Source organism: Roseomonas gilardii subsp. gilardii (genome assembly GCF_023078375.1).
GTDB lineage: Bacteria > Pseudomonadota > Alphaproteobacteria > Acetobacterales > Acetobacteraceae > Roseomonas > Roseomonas gilardii.
In genome coordinates, this window is the sequence record NZ_CP095554.1 from 397320 (window position 1) to 417475 (window position 20156).

General features: G+C 70.1%; 15 protein-coding genes and 2 pseudogenes. 4 read left to right on the plus strand and 13 right to left on the minus strand.

Features of this window, described 5'->3' with window-relative positions; all coding sequences use genetic code 11:
- Positions 1 to 7: 7 nt before the first annotated feature.
- From MVG78_RS01875 to MVG78_RS01895, 5 genes and pseudogenes are all read right to left on the minus strand, one after another.
- Complete coding sequence (locus MVG78_RS01875) at positions 8 to 1441, minus strand: DUF4403 family protein (protein WP_247557726.1); 1434 nt, start codon at positions 1439 to 1441, stop codon at positions 8 to 10.
- A gap of 124 nt (positions 1442 to 1565) precedes the next feature.
- Positions 1566 to 2477 (minus strand): LysR family transcriptional regulator, encoded by a 912-nt coding sequence (locus tag MVG78_RS01880; protein WP_247557727.1) that lies wholly within the window; start codon positions 2475 to 2477, stop codon positions 1566 to 1568.
- Positions 2478 to 2892: 415 nt separating this feature from the next.
- Positions 2893 to 3261, minus strand: coding sequence for a hypothetical protein (locus MVG78_RS01885; protein WP_247557728.1), 369 nt, complete (start codon positions 3259 to 3261; stop codon positions 2893 to 2895).
- 362 nt (positions 3262 to 3623) lie between these two features.
- Positions 3624 to 5233 (minus strand): annotated as a pseudogene (gene pckA / locus MVG78_RS01890) (phosphoenolpyruvate carboxykinase (ATP)).
- Positions 5234 to 5425: 192 nt separating this feature from the next.
- Positions 5426 to 6088, minus strand: a complete 663-nt coding sequence (locus MVG78_RS01895; protein ID WP_247557729.1) for a HugZ family pyridoxamine 5'-phosphate oxidase — start codon at positions 6086 to 6088, stop codon at positions 5426 to 5428.
- A 120-nt stretch (positions 6089 to 6208) separates the two neighbouring features.
- Here MVG78_RS01895 and MVG78_RS01900 point away from each other — a divergent pair, with 120 nt between their 5' ends.
- Both MVG78_RS01900 and MVG78_RS01910 read left to right on the plus strand, forming a co-directional pair.
- Positions 6209 to 6910, plus strand: coding sequence for a response regulator transcription factor (locus tag MVG78_RS01900; RefSeq protein WP_027281488.1), 702 nt, complete (start codon positions 6209 to 6211; stop codon positions 6908 to 6910).
- A 110-nt stretch (positions 6911 to 7020) separates the two neighbouring features.
- A pseudogene (locus MVG78_RS01910) lies at positions 7021 to 8666 on the plus strand (stimulus-sensing domain-containing protein).
- Positions 8667 to 8682: 16 nt separating this feature from the next.
- On the opposite strand, the gene MVG78_RS01915 reads toward MVG78_RS01910, so the two are convergent.
- The 7 genes from MVG78_RS01915 to MVG78_RS01945 all read right to left on the minus strand — a co-directional run bounded on the left by MVG78_RS01915 (position 8683) and on the right by MVG78_RS01945 (position 16106).
- On the minus strand, positions 8683 to 10338 hold the full coding sequence (locus MVG78_RS01915) for a sensor domain-containing protein (RefSeq protein ID WP_247557732.1): 1656 nt from the start codon (positions 10336 to 10338) through the stop codon (positions 8683 to 8685).
- On the minus strand, positions 10227 to 10763 hold the full coding sequence (locus MVG78_RS01920; protein ID WP_247557733.1) for a response regulator: 537 nt from the start codon (positions 10761 to 10763) through the stop codon (positions 10227 to 10229). The genes MVG78_RS01915 and MVG78_RS01920 overlap by 112 nt, the downstream gene beginning before the upstream one ends.
- Before the next feature lie 310 nt (positions 10764 to 11073).
- Positions 11074 to 11850 (minus strand): glucose 1-dehydrogenase, encoded by a 777-nt coding sequence (locus MVG78_RS01925; protein ID WP_247557734.1) that lies wholly within the window; start codon positions 11848 to 11850, stop codon positions 11074 to 11076.
- Positions 11847 to 12671, minus strand: a complete 825-nt coding sequence (locus tag MVG78_RS01930) for an SDR family NAD(P)-dependent oxidoreductase (RefSeq protein ID WP_247557735.1) — start codon at positions 12669 to 12671, stop codon at positions 11847 to 11849. The genes MVG78_RS01925 and MVG78_RS01930 overlap by 4 nt, the downstream gene beginning before the upstream one ends.
- Positions 12672 to 12684: 13 nt before the next feature.
- Positions 12685 to 13017, minus strand: a complete 333-nt coding sequence (locus MVG78_RS01935; RefSeq protein WP_247557736.1) for an NIPSNAP family protein — start codon at positions 13015 to 13017, stop codon at positions 12685 to 12687.
- Between the two features lie 21 nt (positions 13018 to 13038).
- On the minus strand, positions 13039 to 14277 hold the full coding sequence (locus tag MVG78_RS01940) for an ABC transporter substrate-binding protein (RefSeq protein ID WP_247557737.1): 1239 nt from the start codon (positions 14275 to 14277) through the stop codon (positions 13039 to 13041).
- Positions 14278 to 14330: 53 nt separating this feature from the next.
- On the minus strand, positions 14331 to 16106 hold the full coding sequence (locus MVG78_RS01945) for an FAD-dependent oxidoreductase (protein WP_247557739.1): 1776 nt from the start codon (positions 16104 to 16106) through the stop codon (positions 14331 to 14333).
- A gap of 384 nt (positions 16107 to 16490) precedes the next feature.
- Between MVG78_RS01945 and MVG78_RS01950 the strand changes: the two genes are divergently transcribed.
- Entirely contained in the window at positions 16491 to 17393 is a 903-nt protein-coding gene (locus MVG78_RS01950; protein WP_247557741.1) for a helix-turn-helix domain-containing protein, read from the plus strand.
- Between the two features lie 220 nt (positions 17394 to 17613).
- Positions 17614 to 18837: an ABC transporter substrate-binding protein gene (locus MVG78_RS01955; protein ID WP_428480727.1), complete on the plus strand. Its 1224-nt coding sequence runs from the start codon at positions 17614 to 17616 to the stop codon at positions 18835 to 18837.
- 245 nt (positions 18838 to 19082) lie between these two features.
- Here MVG78_RS01955 and MVG78_RS01960 read toward each other — a convergent pair whose 3' ends face one another.
- Positions 19083 to 20156, minus strand: coding sequence for a CobW family GTP-binding protein (locus tag MVG78_RS01960; protein ID WP_247557742.1), 1074 nt, complete (start codon positions 20154 to 20156; stop codon positions 19083 to 19085).

Genomic DNA, 20156 nt, shown 5'->3' on the forward strand with positions numbered 1-20156 from the left:
TCCGCCGCTACGGCACCGGCAGATCCGTCACCTCCGCCTCCACCCCGGCCTCGGCGGTGCCCAGGACGGTCAAGGCGTCGTTCTCCGGCACCACCTGTTCCAGGCGCAGGCTGGGCTTCGTCAGGGTCACGCGCAGCCCGCCGGTGAAGGCAGGGTCCGAGAGGCGGCGGCGCAACTCGGCCATGGCGCCGTCCATCACGTCCTTGAGGTCATAGACGGCGAGCTCGCTGATCCGCTCGCGGAGCTGGCGCTCGAAGATCAACGTGGCCAGCGACCAGGCCGTGCTGTCCAGGCTGCGGGCGAAACGCAGATCCTCCAGCCCGATCCGCGTGCCGCCCCGGCTCAGCACCGGCCGGGCCGAGAAGACCACCCGCCCCGTGGTGTCGGGCCAGAGGCCCGGCAGGTCGGCACTGAAGCGCACCGCCAGGGCGATGGCGGGGGCGCTGGGATACAGGAAGATCTCCTGCACCCGCAGCCGCGCCGTTCCCAGCGGAGTCTCGACCGGGATGTCGCGGTGACCGAATTCCCGCATCAGCCAGTCGCGGATCATGTCATAGCCGGCACGCACCGGAACGGAGAGACGCAGACGCCCGTCACGCTCGTTCCAGCGTTCCGGCAGGGTGTCGAGCGGCGGCAGGAAGCCCGGCGGCGCCTCCTCCGGCTTCCGCGAGGCGATGCTGGTGCGGGCGCGCAGACCCAGCACCACCCGCAGCCGTTCGGGCTCCACGAGCAGTTCCGACAGGCCCACCGATTGCGGCTGGATGCCGATCCAGAGCGGCGGCGCGGCGGGAAGCTGCACCCGGATGTCGCGCGGCTGCCAGAGTTCCAGCGCCTGCCGGCGGATGGCGTCGCAGGGCATCAGCTTGGCGAGTTGTTCCGGCAGGCCGCGCAGGGCCGTCTCGATCTGCGCCCGGACCCGCTCCTCGATGCCGATCCAGACGCCGCCGAGGATCTCCAGCCGCGGGCTGCGGGTCCAGCGATAGTCCACCGCCATGTCCACCACGGGGCACCAGCCCCGGTCGAGGGTCAGGCCCAGATCCGCCCGCACCATGGCGGCGGCGTCGATCTTCTTCTCGTCGAGCGACAGGAACTCCGCCAGCCCGCCGCCGAGCCCCACGGAGCCGGAGACGGAGAGCGGCACCTGGACCCGCAGCCTTCCCCCGGCATCCGAAAGGACAAAGCCTCCCTCGCGCCGGATCACCAAGTCATAAAGCGTTTCGGCATCCGCCTCGCTCGCTTGGCGGAACTCGGCCGGAACAGCCCGTTCGGCGGCTTGGCGCAGCAGGCCGAAGGGCAGGCGCAGTTGCAGGGCGACGGCACTCTCCCTCGCCGGCAGGTCCAGCCGGGCGGCGCGGCGCTCAGGTTCAGTGGCCAGCAGCATGTCCCGGTCCCGCAGCCAGAGGAGCCCACCCGCGGCGGCGAGGAGAATCAGGCCCGCCAAGAGCCCACGCGCCAGCCGGCGCGGCCACCGCCGGGACGGGGTGCCTGTCGCCTTGCGTTCCGCCACGGTCAGCGCGACAGGCCTGGGCGACAGGCCGGGGGCGACGCCCCGCGAAGGCAGCCCGTCACGCCTCTCCGCCCCCATTCCTCTGGGCACGCGGGCCGAAATGCTCCGTCAGGAAATCGATCAGGGCGCGGGTCTTGGGGACGGGCAGATGCCCCGGCGGCTGCACGGCATGGAGGATGAGTTCCCGCCCGCGGAATTCCGGCATCACCTCCACCAGCCGCCCTTCGCGGATGGCTGTCTGGGTCAGGTTCAGCGGCAACAGGCAGAGGCCGGCGCCATCCAGCGTCGCCTGCATCAGCACATCCACGTTGTTGACGGTGAAGCGGCTGGTGACCGGCACGGACACCGCGCCATCCGGTCCCTCGAAGCTCCAGGTCTGCCAGGCCGTGCCGATCAGGTGCAGGCAGGCATGCCGCGCCAGATCGGCCGGGTGGCGGGGCGTGCCGTGCTTCTCCAGATAGGAGGGCGAGGCACAGAGGAGCATCCGTGAGGTCGTGATCCGGCGGGAGATCAGGCTGGAATCGGGCAGGCGACCGACCCGCAGCACGAGGTCGTAGCCTTCCTCCACCAGATCCACGACACGGTCCGTCAGCACCAGCTCCAGCTCGATCTCCGGATAGCGGGCGAGGAAGGTGCTGACGAGCGGGGCGAGATAGTGCTGGCCGAAGGAGACGGGCGCGTTCACCCGCAGGCGCCCGCGCGGGGTCAGGGCGCCGACGCTGGCCTCCTCCTCCGCCAGGCCGATCAGGTCCAGCACCTGGCGGGCCCGCTCCAGGAAGACCTGCCCCTCGGATGTCAGGCTGACGCGGCGGGTGGTGCGGTTCAGCAGCCGCACGCCCAGATGCCGCTCCAGCTCCGCGACATGGTCACTGGTGGCGGAGCGCGACAGGTCCATGGCCTCGGCGGCCCGGGTGAAGCTGCCGGTTTCCGCGACCTTGGCGAAGACCTCCATGGCCTGCAGCTTGTTCATGGCCGTCCGGGGTCTCCGCTGTGCCGGGGCGGCTGTCAACCGTTGCGCACCACCGTGCCCGCAACGCCCCCGGCGTGGATCATAGGGCGTCCGGTCCGGGCCGGTGTCGTTCCCCGCCTTCACAATGGTTCGAGAGCGGGGGTTCGAGAGCGGGGGTTCGAGAGCGGGCGAGCCGGGGAAGGTTTCCGGCCCGCCCGCGGAGCCCGCATGAAGAAAGGGCGCCCCCATCCGGAGCGCCCTTGCATCGTATCGAGAGGGAGGGAGCCGCCTTAGCCGAGCCGGGGCGGCTGCTGCGGGTGGCCGGAAAGCCAGTCCAGCAGCAGCAAGATCCAGAGCGGGGAGGACGCGCTGTTCGTATCGTTTCCGGATTCCATGGTCCGACGTCCTTTCAAAAGGCTGGCCGAAAGGCCGGCGGTCAGCGCGAGGCCACCAGGGTGTGGTGGAAGGTGCGGGCCTGGGTGCCGTAGCCACCGCCCACCGCACTGGAACCCGAGCCCGAGAAGTCGGTGGGCGAGGCGCCGATGCTGTTCTGGCTGAGCATCACCTGCTCCGCCGCCAGGGGAGAGCCGATGCCGACGGCCGAGGAACCGGCATTGCTGGTGTTCCGGGGGGTGGAGCCGAACAGGGCATGGGTGGTCGCCTCATAGGAAGGCGTGCCCTGAATGCTGGAGGAGCCGGCGTTGGAGAAATCCGTCACCTCGGCGGCCCCGGCGAAGGGAGCGGCGAAAGCGCCCAGCGACAGGGCCAGGGTGGCAGCGGCGATACGGGAAGAGATGCGGGACATCGTCTGGCCTCTTTGAGCCGGTCGGGCCTGATTGCCCGTCGGTAAGGACGATATGCGCCGTGTTTGGCATCGCGAGAACGGGCAAAAAACTGATTGTACCGATCAGTTCATGTGATGCTCAGGAGGTTTCTTCAACCTTTCGCCGCTACCGGTCCCTCCCGGGCCGGGAGCACCGGATAGGCGCGTGAACGGGCCGATCCGGGACTGGCGGAGCAGGAAAGTCGGGAAAGAGGCCGCTGTCGGCGGCGCCATGGAGTAGGGCACCGGATAGGAAGGGGAAGCATCGGCCAGGGGCCAGGGCCGGCAGGAAATCCCGCACGGGGTGATCCGGCCCGGAAGAAGCCCGGGCCGGATCCGTCGTCTCAGGCGGCGGCCTTGATGGCGGCGGCCTTCACATCCTCGCCCACCGCGCTGGCGAAGGTCTCGAAGTTCTTCTCGAAACGCCCCTGCAGGTCGGCGGCGGTGCGGTCATAGGCGGCCTTGTCCGCCCAGGCGGCGCGCGGGTTCAGCACCTCGGAGGGCACGCCCGGCACGTTCTTCGGGATGGACAGCCCGAAGAAGGGCTCCGTCTCGAACTCGGCCTGGGCCAGCGAGCCGTCCAGCGCCGCGCGTAGCAGGGCACGGGTGTGCTTGATGCTCATGCGGCTGCCAGTGCCATAGGCGCCGCCCGACCAGCCGGTGTTCACCAGCCAGCAATCGGCGCCGTACTTCTCGATCAGCTCCGAGAGCATCTTGCCGTACACCTCGGGGAGGCGCGGCAGGAAGGGTGCGCCGAAGCAGGTGGAGAAGGTCGCCTGCGGCTCCTTGCCCAGCCCCTTCTCCGTGCCAGCGACACGCGCCGTGTAGCCGGACAGGAAGTGGTACATGGCCTGGGCCGAGGAGAGCTTGCTGATCGGCGGCAGCACGCCGAAGGCGTCGGCCGTCAGCATCACCACGTTCTTCGGCACCGCGCCCATGCCGCCCGGCTGGGTGTTGGGGATGAACTCGATCGGATAGCAGGCGCGGGTGTTCTCGGTCAGCGAATTGTCTTCGAGATCGAGGTTGCCGCGCTCATCGGCCACCACATTCTCCAGCACCGTGCCGAAGCGGTGGGAGGCGTTCCAGATCTGCGGCTCGGCCTCCTGGCTCAGCTTGATGACCTTGGCGTAGCAGCCGCCCTCGAAGTTGAAGACGCCCTTGTCCGACCAGCCATGCTCGTCGTCGCCGATCAGCTTGCGCTCGGGATCGGAGGAGAGGGTGGTCTTGCCGGTGCCGGACAGGCCGAAGAACAGCGCCGTGTCGCCATCCTTGCCGACATTGGCGGAGCAGTGCATCGGCAGCACGCCCTGGGCCGGCAGCAGCCAGTTCATGACGGTGAAGATGCTCTTCTTGATCTCGCCGGCATAGGAGGTGCCCGCGATGCAGATCAGCTTCTTCGCGAAGGAGAGCGCGATCAGCGTGGTGGAGTTGGCGCGGCCGCCATGCTCCGGCTTCGCCTCCATCTCCGGCGCGTGCAGGATCACGTAGTCCGGCTCGAAGGAGCCTCCCCCTCGGCCAGTTCCTCCACCGGCGGGCGGATGAACATGTTGCGGGCGAAGAGCGCGTGCCAGGCATTGGTGGTCACCAGCCGCACCTTGATCCGGTGCGCCGGGTCGGCGCCGGCATAGAGGTCCTCGGTGAAGAGCTCCTCGCGCTGGCCGAGCCAAGCGCGCACATCGGCGGTGAAGCTTTCGAACTTCGCCGGGTCGAGCTTCTGGTTGACCTTGCCCCACCAGATCTCCTTGGAGATCTCGGGGTCGTCGGCCACGAACTTGTCCTGCACCGAGCGGCCGGTGTGCTGGCCGGTGACGGCCATGAAGGCACCGTCCGCGGAAAGCCGGCCCTCGCCGCGCCGAAGGGCATGGGCGTAGAGACCCGAGGCCGTCAGATTCGCGTGAACCGTGTCGGCCGAGACGCCGGTACCCTTGAGAGCCGTGAGGGGCGTGACTGACATTCCGGCATGACCTCCTGAGAGAAGACGGTGGCTGAGTCCGCAGCCATATAAAAGATCCAGCCTCGCCTTGCTATCCCAGCATGTGGTCACGGGGGTGGATTTCCGATAAAAAACGTTTCCTCGTCTCAATAACGTCGATTTTCGCAACGGTTTCCAGCCGCCAGCGGGCGTCTCAAACCTGCCGGCCGAATCTCACAACAACGCGAGCAGCTCCTCCCGCAGCGCCTCGGGTGAACTGGCAGGGACCGGCAGGGGCAGCCTGACCACCGCCTCCTCGAGGCCCAGATCGGCCCCGTCCACATCCAGGCCGAGCAGCCTCCACTCCCCTGCCCTGCCCCCGGAAAGACGGGCGCCGGCGGCCGCCAGGGCCGTGGCGTGTCCGGCGTTCAGCGCCTCCAGGAGTTCCGCCTCGGCGCCGGCCAGGGCCGCCACCGCGCCCGGCTCCGGGGCCAGTTCCCCACCGCGCAGGCGGCGGGCCTGGGCGAAGCCCGCGACCAGCAACGCGCCGCCGGGCCGCACCCGCCAAAGGTCGAAATCGCCGAATCCCGCATAGAGCGCGGCATAGGGATGCCGCAGCAGCCAGCGCGACTTGAGCGCATCCGCCTCGTCTTCCGGCACGGGGATGGCCAGGCCGGTCACCGTCACGCGGGGGGCGGTCTGCGGGTTGATCTCCGGCGCGGGGCCTGTGAAGAGCAGGGCACAGCGCGGCTCGGCCATGAGATGGCGGGTGTGCTCGGACAGGGTCGAAAGGAAGAGCAGGACCGAACCGTCCGGCGCCACGGCGGGGGTGACGAGGCTGGCGAAGGGCTGTCCGCCGGCCTGGGTGGCCAGGGTGGCGGCCGCCGCGCCCCGCATCAGGCCCCTGGCCCTCGCACCGGCCGCGAAACCATCCTCGTTGCCGCTCCCCGGTTGCGCCACAATCTACCTCCAGTATCCAGAACCCAAGACCACGGAACGCCTGGACTCCCCTATAACATGCCTCAGACCATCGCCCTCGTGGATGACGACCGCAACATCCTCACCTCGGTCTCCATGACCCTGGAGCAGGAGGGCTATCAGGTGCGGACCTATACGGACGGGGAAAGCGCGCTGCAGAGCCTGCTCGCCCGGCCGCCCGACCTCGCCGTGCTCGACATCAAGATGCCGCGCATGGACGGGATGGAGCTGCTGCAGCGGCTGCGCCAGCGCACCAGCCTGCCGGTGATCTTCCTGACCTCGAAGGATGACGAGCTGGACGAACTGATGGGCCTGCGCCTCGGTGCCGACGACTACATCACCAAGCCCTTCTCCCAGCGCCTGCTGCTGGAACGCATCCGCACCTTGCTGCGGCGCAACGAGGCCTCCCGCGCCGAAGGATCGGGCGTGGCGGCCACCGGCGTGCTGTCGCGCGGCGACCTCGTGCTGGACGAGACCAAGCACACCTGCCTCTGGAAGGGGCAGCAGGTGCAGCTCACGGTCACGGAATTCCTCCTGGTCAAGGCGCTGGCCATCCGCCCCGGCATGGTGAAGAACCGCGACCAGCTCATCGACGCCGCCTATGGCGAGAACATCTATGTGGATGACCGCACCATCGACAGCCATGTGAAGCGGGTCCGCAAGAAGTTCCGCGTGGTTGATCCGGAATTCTCCCAGATCGAGACGCTCTACGGCATCGGCTACCGCTACAAGGAGGCCTGATGCCCGACGGCAGCGCCCCCCTCGGCCCCGCGGCCTCCCCGCCGGGCGGCCCCGCCCATGACGCCGTCGCGGCCTCCGCCCGCGACGAGCGGCCGCGCGGCTGGCTGGGCATGCGCCGCAACGTGTCGCCGCTGCTGCGGCGCATCCTGCTGCTCAACGCGCTGCCGCCTTTCCTGCTGGCGACCTCGCTGCTCTACCTCGACCAGTACCAGAACGGGCTTCTGGCCGGAGAGGTGCAGGCACTGCGCACCCAGGCGCGATCTATGCCAATGGCGTGGCCGAGGCCGCCGTCCGCATCCAGGACGACCATCCGGTGCTGGTGCCCGACATCGCCCGGCCGCTGCTGCGCCGCCTGACCGAGCCGAGCCCGGCCACCCAGGCCAAGCTCTTCGACAACAACGGGCTGCTGGTGGCCGACAGCCGGGTTCGGGAAAGCGCCAACGGCAATATCGTCGCCGAGCCCCTGCCCCCGCCCAGCCCGCCCGGCCCGGTGGGCGGCTTCGCCGACCGGCTGATCACCACGCTGCTGCGCTGGGGCGTGCCGCGCGCGCCGGACGACGTGGTGGTGGATGTCGGGCCGGATGCCCCTTCCTTCGACTGGCAGCCGGAATTCAACAACACCGCCGGTGGTCCGGACCGGCGGGAGGAGCTGCGCTTGGCGCTGGAGGGCGGCGTGGACCCCTATGTGCGCCGCACCGCCGACGGGCGCCTGCTGGTATCCGTGGCGGAACCGGCGCGGCGGGCCAACCAGCCGGTCGGCATCGTCCTGCTGACCCGCGAGGCGCGGGAGGTGGACCAGCGGCTGATCGAGATCCGCGGCTCGGTGCTGGCACTCTTCTCCATGGCACTGGTGCTGACGGTCGCGTTGTCCCTCTATCTGAGCCGCACCCTGGCCTCGCCGATCCTGGCACTGGCCTCCGCCGCCCGGGCCATGCGCCAGGGCAAGGGCCGCGCCGGCTCCGTGCCGCAACGCCTGCTGGAGCGGGGCGACGAGATCGGCACGCTGGCCCGTGCCTTCCAGGAGGCCGCAACCGCGCTCTGGGCGCGGGTGGACAGCAACGAGCGCTTCGCCGCCGATGTGGCGCATGAGCTGCGCAACCCGCTGACCTCGGTGCGCTCGGCCATCGAGACGCTGCGGCGGATCGAGAACCCGGAGCACCGCGCGCGGCTGCTGGCCATCATCGCCGAGGATGCGGTGCGAATGGACCGGCTGATCGGCGACATCTCCGATGCCTCCCGCGTCGATGCGGAGCTCTCCCGCACGGCGACGGAACCGGTGGACATCGCGCCCATCCTCTCGGCGCTGACCGAGCTGCATGCCGCGACGCGCGAGAACAGCCCGCTGGGCGAGGACGCGCCGGTCATGGTGCTGGAGGCACCGCCGAAGGGCCTGGTGGTGCGCGGCGTCGAGGGGCGGCTGGTGCAGGTCTTCCGCAACCTGCTCGGCAATGCCGTCTCCTTCTCCCCGCCCAGGGGCACGGTCTGGGTGAAGGCGCGCACCACGGGCAACGTGGTGGAATTCGCCGTGGAGGACGAGGGCCCCGGCATCCCCGAGGCGAAGCTGGAGAACATCTTCGACCGCTTCTACAGCGAGCGGCCCAAGGGCGAACAGTTCGGCCAGCATTCCGGCCTGGGCCTGTCCATCTGCCGGCAGATCGTGGAGGGGCTGAACGGCCGCATCACGGCCGAGAACCGCCGTGGCGAGGATGGCGGCATCGCCGGCGCCCGCTTCGTGGTGCGCTTGCCGAAGGGCTGATCCGGACCGGCGCCCGTCAGAGCAGGGGGTGGCGCAGCGAGGACAGCCCGCGGAACCAGCTTTCCCATTCATCGGCCGGCAAGGGGCGCCCCAGATAGAAGCCCTGCGCCTCGTCGCAGCCTTCCTGGCGCAGGCGATCGAGGATCCCCGGATTCTCCACCCCTTCCGCCACCGTGGTGACGCCCAGGCCGCGTGCCAGGCCGATGATGGCGCGCACGATGGCGGCATCCTCGCGCTTCTGCGGCAGGCCCTGGATGAAGGAACGGTCGATCTTGATCCGGTTGACCCGGAAGTGGCGCAGGTAGTCCAGGCAGGAAAAGCCGGTGCCGAAATCGTCCAGCGCGACGCTGACGCCATCGCGGCGGAGCGCGTCGAGGGTCTGGGCGGTGCTGGCGCTGCGGTCCATCACCACCCCCTCGGTCAGTTCCAGCTCCAGCCGCGACGGGTCGATGCCGGCGGCCTGGGTGGCCTGCATCACCAGGCGGTGCACGTCCTGCCGGCGGAACTGGTTGGGCGAGACGTTGATGGCGACGCGCAGGGGCGGCAGGCCGCGCGCCTCCCATTGCCGGATCTGGGTGCAGGTCTCGTTCAGCACCCATTCAGTCAGCAGCACGATCAGCCCGCCATCCTCCGCGGCGCTGAGGAAGCCGGCGGGCGAGCAGAGGCCGTGGCCGGGGCGGTTCCAGCGCAGCAGGGCCTCCAGCCCGATCACCTGCCCCGAATGCAGGTTGACCTGGGGCTGGTAGTGCAGGACGAACTGGCCGCCGGCGATCCCTTCCCGGATCCCCGCCTCCAGCGACTGCGCCTGTTCCAGCCGGAGCCGCAGGTCCGGGCGGAAGAAGCGGTAGCCGTGGCGCCCCTCGGCCTTCGCCTGGTACATGGCGAGGTCAGCGTTCTTCAGCAATTCGTCGATGTTCGAGGAATCGCGGCCGCAGACGGTGATGCCGATGCTGGCGCTGATGTTGACCTGGTGCCCGCGCACCTGGATCGGCTCCGCCAGGACCTGGCCGACCGAATCCGCCAGCGCCGCGGCCTCGCGGGTGTCGGAGATGCCTTCCTGCAGGATGGCGAACTCGTCGCCGCCGAGGCGCGCCACCGTGTCGTGCTCCCCCACATGCGTGCGGAGCAGCCGGGCCACGGTGATCAGAAGCTGGTCGCCGAAATCATGGCCCAGCGAATCGTTCACGTTCTTGAAGCGGTCGAGATCGAGAAAGTGCAGCGCGCAAAGGCGGCCGGAGCGCGCGGCCCGCTCGATGCCTTCCTCGATCCGCTGCGCCAGCAGGGAACGGTTGGGCAGATCGGTCAGCGCATCGTGGCGGGCCAGGTGGTGCAGGTGGCGCTGCGCGCTCTTCTGGTCGGTGATGTCGAGCGAGGTGGTGAGCACGTTCACCACCTCCCCGATGCTGTTGCGGAGCGGCGACTTGGTGGTGAGCTGGGTGCGCAGCACGCCATCCCGGTCGATGAAGTTCTCCTCGTAGCTCGGCAGGGCCGCGCCACGCTCGAAGACCAGGCGGTCGAACAGCACGTCGCGCTCGATCTGGTCGCGCGCCGTCAGCTCCTTCATCGGCAGGCCGACGCATTGCTGCACGCTGCGCCCGACATGGCGCGCATAGGCGGCATTGGCGAAGCGGCAATAGCCTTCCGGATCGGCGGTGTGGACCAGCACGGGCATGGTGTCGATGATCTGGGCCAGCAGGTCGGCCCGCTGCGGTGCCGCCCCGGGTTCCCTGACGCCGCCATGGATCTGGTCGTTGGCGGGCGGCGGGGGGAGGGATGGCGCGCGGCGTCCAGCAGGTCGCGGACCTGATTCTGGAATTCCGCATGCTTGATCGGCGTCTGCAGGAAGCCGGTCGCGCCGGCCTCCAGCGCCCGGATGCGGAAATTCGGGTCGTCATAGGCGGTGATGACGAGGATCGGCGTGGCGGCGCAGCCGGCGATGGCGCGCACGGAACGGGTGAAGTCGGCCCCGTCCATGCCCGGCATCCGGTAGTCGGTGATGATCAGGTCGGGGCGATGATGCGCGATCCAGGCCAGGGCGGCATTGGGGTCGGCGAAGGCCTCCGCCGTGGTGCCCTGCGTGACCGACTTGGCCAGCATCGTGAAGACTTGCCGATTCGTATTCTGATCATCGACAATCGCAATGACTGGCATCGGCCAAATACATCCACATCCGGACCTTGATCCAGATCGACCCGAGTGACGTGCATCGTGCTGGATGTTTTCATTTCATAGTGAAAAAACGCAATAAACTCAACTTAAAATTGCCGTGTTCAAAGACCGGACGCCTGATGCAGCCGAACGTTACGCGGCAGGTACCTTGCGTTGGTTGTGCCTTGAATGCCCAATGGCTGATTTTCTAACTTGAAATTGCAACGCCTGTTCCGGCCCGCCTGCCGGGCGGCGGGCCTCAGCCCGCCGAGGCGTCTCCGGCATCGCCGAAGGCCATCCAGCCGCCATCGACGCTCAGAACCGTTCCGGTGATGTAGGAGGCAGCCGGCGAGCAGAGGAACCAGGCGGCCTCGGCGAGTTCCTCCGGCTCCGCCAGGCGGCCCATGGGGATGCGGCGCCGGATTTTCGCCCCGTCCAGCCGCCCCTCCGCTTCCAGCTTCGCGACCAGGGCGGTGCGGACATAGCCGGGGGCGATGGCATTCACCCGGACGCCCTGCCCCGCCCATTCGCAGGCCATGCCGCGCGTCATGGCGACGATGCCCGCCTTGGCCGCGCCATAGGCGTTGCGGCGTGGCAGGCCGGTCAGCCCGGCGATGGAGGCGAGGTTCAGGATGGCGCCGCCGCCCGATTCCGCCATCGCCCGCGCCGCCTCGCGGGAGGCGGTGAAGCTGCCCTTCAGGTGCACCGCCAGGATGCGGTCGAAGGTCGCGACATCCTGTTCCAGCGTCGGGCGCTGCGGGTCACCGATGCCGGCATTGTTCACCAGCACGTCCAGCCGCCCGAGCTGTTCCAGCGTGTCGCCGACCATGCGGATCACCGCCGCCTCCTCGGCCACATCGGCGGCCAGGGCGACATGCCCGCGGCCGAGCTCCCAGGCGCGCTCCCGGACCCGTTCCTCCGCCAGGTCGGCCAGGACGACGCGGCAGCCGGCGGCGGCGAAGCGGCGGGCGATGGCCCAGCCGATGCCGTCCGCCGCGCCGGTGACCAGGGCGACCGGCTTGCGGCCGGCGCTCATGCCGGCCGCGCCTCGCCCGGCTTCCCGAAGCCGGGGCGCGGGATCAGGTTCATGATGCCGCGGGTGAAGCCGCCATCCACCACGATCTCGTCGCCGCTGACATAGGCGGCGCGGTCGCTGGCCAGGAAAAGCACGGCATCGCGGATATCCTCCGGCTGGCCGATCCGCCCCACCGGCACCACGGCGTTGCGGCGCTCCGTCACGCCCGGCGTGTCGTAGAAGCCCTGGCTGAGCGGCGTCACCACCATGCCGGGGCTGACCACGTTGCTGCGGATGCCGGCGGGGCCCCATTCGGTGGCGATCTGCCGTGACAGCATCACCGCCCCGGCCTTGCTGACGCTGTAGGCGCCGCTGAAGCCCTGGGCATGGCCGGCGGCGATGGAGGCGACATGCACCAGCGCGCCCCGCCCCGCCTGCCGCATCTGTGCGCCGAAGGCCTGGGAGCAGAGGAAGTAGCCGGTCAGGTTCACCGCGAGCAGCGCGTTCCAGGCGGCCAGCGTCAGGTCTTCCAGCGGGCCGGGGCGCAGCAGGGCGGCGTTGTTCACCAGCACATGGGCGGGGCCGAAGGCCTCCTGGCTGGCACGGGCTGCGCCGGTCACGCTCTCCGGGTCCGAAACGTCGCAGGCCAGGGCGAGCGGGGCGGCGCCCAGCGCCCGCGCCGCCGCCAGGGTGCCGTCCATGGCCTCCGCCGTGCGGTCCAGCAGCACCAGCCGCGCCCCCGCCGCGGCGAAGCCCAGGGCGATGGCGCGGCCCAGCCCGCCGCCCGCGCCGGTCACCACGCAGATCCGGCCTTCCAGGCCGAGCCAGCTCGTCTCCGTCATGGCAGCGTGCTCCTCAACCGGCCAGGGAAGGCATGTTGGCGCGCAGGATCAGCCGGTTCTCCTGCGCCACGATCAGCTCGGCCGAGGCCCTGAGATAGGCGGGCCAGTCGGGATCCCTGTCGCGCTCGGCGTGCCGGCGCTGGAACTCGCCCATGTCGTCGAAGCCCCAGAGGTGAACCACCTGGTTCAGCGGCCCGACGGCGCTGGTGAAGATGCCCAGCGGCCGGCCCAGGTAGCGGAGCTGCACCGGCATGGCGAGGCGGTCGAAGACCTCCAGGAACTCGCCCATGCGGCGCAGGCGGATGGTGTAGGTGCGCAGATCGACCAGCGGCTTGCTGTCCGTCATGGGCGGGCTCCTTCTCGTGCTTCAGCTACGGGTGATGGGGCAGCCGCCATCGGCGATGGGGCGGAAGGCCTCTTCCGCGCCGATGGCGGAGACCAGCTTGTAGATGTCGCCGGCCTTCTGGCTGTCCCCGGGCGGCTTCACCTGGAAGAGATAGGCCGGGTGGAGCTTGCGCCCGTCGGCGCGGATGCTGCCGGGGCCGAAGGCATCGTCGTCGGTGGGCAGGCGCTTCATCATCGCCACGGTCTCGCGGCCGGAGGCCTTGGCCTTCCCGACACCGAGTTCCTTCACCGCCTTGAGGTAGTGCAGCAGGCCGGAATAGTCCCCCGCCTGGCTCATGTTCGGGAAGGTGTTGGCGGGCAGCTTCGGCCGGATGCGCTCCATGAAGGCGCGGGTGCGGTCGTTCAGGTCCCAGTAGAAGGTCTCGGTGAGCGTCAGGCCCTTGGCCACCGGCAGCCCCATGCCGAGAACGTCGGTGATGTAGCCGACCATCGCCGCCATGCGCACGCCGCCGCGCGAGAGGCCGAATTCCTGCGCCTGCTTCAGGCAGTTGATCAGGTCCGTGCCGGAATTGGCGAAGGCGATGACATTGGCGCCGCTGCGCCGCGCCTGCAGCAGGAAGGAGGTGAAGTCCGTGGTGCTGCCATAGGGATAGCGCACGGCGCCCAGCACCTTGCCACCCGCGCTTTCCACGAAGCGCGTCGCATCCGCCTGCGCCGCATGGCCGAAGGCGTAGTCGGCGGTGACGAAGAACCACTTGTCGCCGCCGGTCTTCACCAGGCTGGTGGCGGTGGAATGCGCCAGGCACCAGGAGTCCCAGGACCAGTGCAGCGTGTTGGCGGAACAGGCCTTGCCGGTCAGGTCGGAACTGCCGGCGGAGGTGACGATGGAGACCTTGTCGCGCGCCTCCACCAGATCCCTGGCGCCCAGCGCCACGGAGCTGTTGCCGACATTGGTCAACACATCCACGCCGCCCTGGTCGAACCACTGGCGGATGATGGAAAGGCCGATATCGGCCTTGTTCTGATGATCGGCCACCAGCAGTTCCACGCGGATTCCCGGATTCTGCGCGGTGAACTCGTCGATCGCCTGCTGCGCGCAGGCAACGCTGGTCGGGCCTTCCACGTCGCGATAGACACCCGACATATCGGTGATATGGCCGACCCGGATCGTGCTGGCCGCCTGCGCGCGGGATGGCCCCGTCGCCAGCATGGCGGCCGCGGCGAGGCCGGAGGCCAGGATGTCACGCCTGTTCCACTGCATCTTGTCCGTTTCCCTGTTCTTGTCGTGGTTTTCGTCGCCGCTTCCGGCGCCGCTCAGTGCGGGGCGCCGGCCGTCTCCCGGCCCGTCCGGGCATCCTGTGCCGGCGCCATCTCCTGGCCCGCCAGGTGGTGGCCCAGCACGTAGCCGAAGGTCAGGTGCGGCCCGAGGGTGATGCCCGCGCCGGGATAGTTGCCGCCCATGATGCTGGCCGCGTCATTGCCCAGCGCGTAGAGGCCGGGGACCGCCTGCCCGTCCTCACCCAGCACGCGGCAGGCGGCGTCGGTGCGGATGCCGTTGAAGGTGCCGAGGTCGCCGACATAGAGCTTCACCGCGTAGAAGGGGCCTCGCTTCACCGGCGCCACGTTCGGGTTCGGCTTGTGCGCGGGATCGCCGAGGAAGCGGTTGAAGGCGGTGCTGCCGCGGTGGAATTCCGGGTCCTCGCCCCGCTCGGCAGTAGCGTTGTAGCGGCGCACCGTCTCCTCCAGCCCGGCGGCGTCGATGCCGGCCTTGCGCGCCAGATCGGCAAGCGTCGCGCCCTTCAGCAGGTAGCCGCTGCGTGTGTAGAGGGAGAGTGGCATCGGCGCCGGCTTGGCGAAGCCCAGCCCGTATTTGCGGATCGTGGCATGGTCGGCGATCAGCCAGGCGGCGGTCTCGCGCTCGCCCTCGCAGGTCCGCTGCATGGCGGCGCCGACATCGTGGTAGCTGTTGGACTCGTTGCAGAAGCGCTGCCCGTGGCGGTTCACCGCGATGATGCCGGGCTTGTAGCGGTCCACCAGATGCGGGAAGACGCCGGTCTTCCTGCCGCCGAGCGGCACCTTGGAGACGGGGATCCAGGCGGCGGCCTCGGGATAGTCGGTGACCATCCCGGCGCCCACCGTCCCGGCCAGCCGCGCGCCGTCGCCGGTATTGCCCGGCGGCGCGGGCGAGACATGCTCGCCGCCGCGCTTCACATGGCGGAACTGCTCCCCGGTGCGCTCCGGGTTGCGCGGATAGCCGCCCGCGGCCAGCACCACGCCGCGCCGCGCCAGCACGTGCACCGGCCCGTCCTTGCCCTGCACCACCGCGCCGGTGACACGGCCACCCTCGCGCAGCAGCTCGCGCGCCGGGCTGTCCGTCCAGATCGGGATGCCGAGGTCGAGCGCCGATTTCGCCAGCCGCGCGGCCAGCGCGTTGCCGGCGGTGAGCTGCACTCCGCGGCGATGCGTGGCGAGGTCCTTGAAGTGGCTGGCGAGCCGCTTGGCCACATAGGCGGCGGAGACGGGCGAGCGGGTGACGTTGAAGAAGTGCTTCAGGTCGGCGTTCGAGGAGTTGAACATCATCCCCAGGAAGGTGATCGTGCGCAGCGGCGGACGCAGCCGCGCCAGCTCCTTGCCGAGACGGCGCGCGTCATAGGGCGCCGCCACCACGGAGCGGCCGACCGCCACGCCGCCCTCCACATCCGGGTGATAGTCCGGATAGTCGGTGGCGATGAAGCGGACCTCGGTGTCCTTTCCGAAGAACTCGATCATGCGCGGGCCGTTCTCGAGGAAGACCTCGGCCTTCTCCGCATCGAAGCGGTTGCCCGCCTCGTGGCGCAGGTAGGTGCGCGCCGCCTCCTTCGTGTCGGCGATGCCGCGCGCCTTCGCCTGCGGGTTGCCGGGAATCCACAGCACGCCACCGGAGAAGGCCATGGTGCCGCCGAAGAAGGGCTCCTTCTCCACCACCAGCACGTCGAGGCCGAGCTTGCGCGCCGTGACGGCGGTGGAAAGCCCGCTGGCACCGGCGCCGATCACCAGGACGTCGCATTCGACGCCGCGCTGCGGGGAGGTGGATTCCGGGGAAAAGGGCATGGCAAGGGCGTTCCTGTCCAGCGGTGGTGGCCGGCCGGAGGCACAGGCCATGCCGCGATCGCGGCGGGGCCGGCCTGGAGCGGCGGGAGGGAAAGGGCAGGGGGGATGATGCAGGGGGGGGCATCGCCCCGGCCGGGGGAGATCAGGGCCGCTGGCTCATGGTGGTTTGCGGATCATGGATGCGGTTCCTCCTGGGCGGCGTCTTCGCCACGGGTTCCAGCCCCGGGGGGCGCCTCGATGCCAGGCAAGCTAGTCCTCGCTGCGCTGCACTCTCCATGGACACAACCCGGTCCTGCTTGCACTTTTCCCGGCCCCGTTTGGCGGGACAGGACAAGGGAAGGGTCCGGGGGAAGCAGTCCCGGCGGAACGCGGAGGAAGGACGCCATGGGAGGCAAGGCCCCGGAGAAGGGCACCGAGATCGAACGCTATGCCCTCTATGGCGAAAGCCTGGACGGCAGCGCGGTCCGCTTCCTGCACCTGGAGCCGATCCATGAGCGCAGCGGCGCGCATGGCTGGACCATCGCCCCCCATGCCCATGCCGGGTTGCATCAGATCCTGCTCGTCGAGGTCGGCGGCGGGCACATGCGGGCCGAGGCCACCCGTTTCGTGATCGAGCCGGCGGCGCTGGTGCTGGTGCCGGCAGGCATCGTGCATGCCTTCGGCTTCCGCCCGCAGACCGATGGCTGGGTGATCACCGTGGCCGATGCGCTGGTGGCGGAGGTCACGCGGGGCGACCCGGCGGTGGCGGCCCTGCTGCGGCAGCCCGCCTGCCTGGGCAGCCTGCCCGGCGCGGCGCGCGGCGCGCTCTCCGCGGTCTTCGCCGAGTTGTCGCGGGAGTTCCACTGGTCCGCCCCGGGGCGTTCCCTGGCCATCGAGGCCGCGCTGCTGCGCCTGCTGGTGCTCTGCCTGCGCGAGGCAGCGGAGCGCAGCGAGCTGCAAGGCGGCACGCGCAGCGCCGATGACAGGCTGACGGACCGTTTCCGCGCCCTGGTGGAGGAGGATTTCCGTGGCGGCGCGCCGGTCGCCGCCTATGCCGCCAAGCTGCATGTGACGGAGGACCGCCTCCTCGCCGCCTGCCGCCGCCGCCTGGGCGACACGCCGAAGGCTCTGGTCCAGCGGCGCGTCATGCTGGAGGCACAGCGATACCTGCTCTACACGAGCCTGTCCGTCGGGGAGATCGGGGCGGCGCTCGGATTCGAGGACCCGGCCTATTTCTCACGCTTCTTCCACCGCCATGCCGGGCGCTCGCCCAGCGCCTTCCGCACGGCGCAGATGCCGGAGATCTGACGGCGCCCCTTCCCCCCTCTCGCCTCCCGGCCGGTTTTCGCGCAGTTTAGGCAGCGAGGATGCAGAGTGCGAAACGGAGGCCCCGGATGTGCCGGGATGACGCCCGCCGGCCCGTTGCCGCATCCGCAGATCCGGCCGGAACCGCCGGCTGGAACCGAACGGCCATCGATGCGGCCCCGGAGGCGATCGCGCCTCGCCGGGCCGTGGGGACGGGAGTGGTATGATGCAGTTCTCGCGCCGCCTGCTGCTGGGCGCTTCCCTGACTCTTCCCGCCACGCTCGCCCGGCCCGGCCTGATCCGCGCCCAGGGCACGGCGCCCATCCGCATCGGCGAGATCAACAGCTACACCACCCAGCCCGCCTTCACCCTGCCCTATCGCGACGCCATGCATCTCGCGGTGGAGGAGATCAACGGCAAGGGCGGCGTGCTCGGGCGGCCGCTGGAGCTGATCACGCGCGACGATGCCGGCAAGCCGCAGGATGCCGTGCGCCTGGCGGGCGAACTGCTGAACGAGTCGAAGGCGGATGTGCTGGCCGGGGCCTATCTGTCCAATGTCGGGCTGGCGCTGGGCGAGTACGCCGCGCAGAACAAGCGCCTCTACGTGGCGGGAGAGCCGCTGACTGACGCGATGGTCTGGGAGAAGGGCAACCGCTTCACCTTCCGCCTGCGCCCCTCCACCTACATGCAGGCCTCCCTCCTGGCGGAGGAGGCGGCGAAGCTGCCGGCGAAGCGCTGGGTGACGGTGGCGCCGAACTACGAATACGGCCAGTCGGCGGTGAAGTGGTTCCGCCAGATCCTCTCGGCCAGGCGACCGGACGTGCAGTTCGTGGGCGAGCAGTGGCCCGCGCTGGGCCGCATCGATGCCGGCGCCACGGTGCAGGCGCTGGAGGGGATGAAGCCCGAGGGCATCTTCAACGTGCTGTTCGGGCCAGACCTGACGAATTTCGTGCGCCAGGGCAACACGCGCGGGCTGTTCGAGGGGCGCGGCGTCGCCTCCATGCTGACGGGAGAGCCCGAATACCTTGACCCGCTGGGCGACGAGGCGCCGGAGGGCTGGATCGTCACCGGCTATCCCGGCGAGGCGATCGACACCCCGGCGCACAAGGCCTTCGCCGAAGCCTATCGGGCCAAGGTCAAGACCAAGCCGATGTGCGGTTCGCTGGTCGGCTTCTCCCTGATCCATTCCATTGCCGCCGGCATCGCCCGGGCCGGGGCGCTCGATCCCGACAAGCTCGTGGAAGGCTTCCGCGGCGTGGAATTCGCCACGCCGGCCGGGCCGGTGGGCTATCGCGCCATCGACCACCAGAGCACGCTGGGCGTCTTCGTCGGGCGGACGGCGCTGAAGGGCGATGCCGGCGTCATGACCGACTGGCGCTATGTCGATGGGCGCGACCTGCTGCCGGGCGACGAAGTGGTGCGGAAGCTGCGTCCTTCCGAAAGCTGATCCGTCCGGCGTTGCGCCTCACGCGTCTGGCGTTGCGCTTTTCCCGGGGGACAAGGCTCCGCCTTTCCCCCGGCCCCCTATCCGCCAGGACGCTGCGCGCCCTGGACCCCATTCGTTGGCGCCTGCTGCGGCAGATCGCGCCGGAGAGCATGGCTCTCCGGCGACTGCGGGTGCCACAAGCGCGGACAAGGTGTTCTTTTTCTTTTCAGGATCCCCGCTGATCCACCCGCGCCAAGGGGACCAGCCTACAGACCAATGGCAGCCACCAGCACCAGCGAAAGCCCGGGGTCCGGGGACCGGCTTCGGTCCCCGGCGGAGTGGGGGTCCGGGGGCGAGGCGGAGCCTTGCCCTCGGAGGGCCACCACGAAGCGGAACGGTCCGCTCGTATCACCCCGGCCCGGCGATGCAGGCCGCCATGACCTGTTCGATCTCCGCGGCCGAGAGGGCACCGATCTCCGCGATGAAGACGATCCGCGCGCGGGGCAGGTCCGGCGGCGGCGGACCGGCCGGGGCCAGGGTTGCCCGTCCTCGGCGAGCTGGAACAGGAATTGGCGGCCCGGCTGCTCCACGGTCTCGAACAACCCCTTGGCGCGGGCGAGGCGGGGGGCGAGCCGGGCGATGGCCTGCTGCAACCGGGGCAGCGAGAGGGGCCGGCCGGAGGTCCAGCTCAGCGTCTCGAAACGGTCGGCGGATGGGCGGCGGCGGCCCGGGTCACGCGGCGCCGGCAGGTGGGCGGGGTCTTCCGGGAAGAGCAGTTCCAGCGGCACCCGGCCCTGCGGCGCATCGACGACGACCGCCGCCGGGCGCAGCGCCTTCACGGCGGCACGGACCGCGTCCCGCCCGGGGGCATCGGCGAGGTCCACCTTGCTCAGCGCCACCACATCCGCGGCACGGAGCTGGGCGCGGAGCAGCGGATCCTCCAGCGCCGCCGGCGGGGCGGCCGCATCCACCACGCAGAGCACGGTCTCCAGCGGCGCCTCGCGCCAGATCACCGGGTCCATGAGGTTGCGGACGATGTCGCCGGGCTCGGCCACGCCGCTGGTCTCGATCACGATGGCCTCCGGGCGCGGGTCGCGCCGCAGGAGGGTGGCCAGCGTGCGCAGCAGGTCGCCTTCCAGCGAGCAGCAGATGCAGCCGTTGGACAGGCTGACGACCCCGTCGCTGGCGCCGGCGATCAGCTCCGCGTCGATGTTGATCGCGCCGAAGTCGTTGACCACGGCGGCGATGCGCCGCCCCCCGGCATGGGCCAGGAGATGGTTCACCACCGTGGTCTTGCCTGCCCCGAGGAAGCCGGCGACCAGCAGGACGGGGACGGGCAT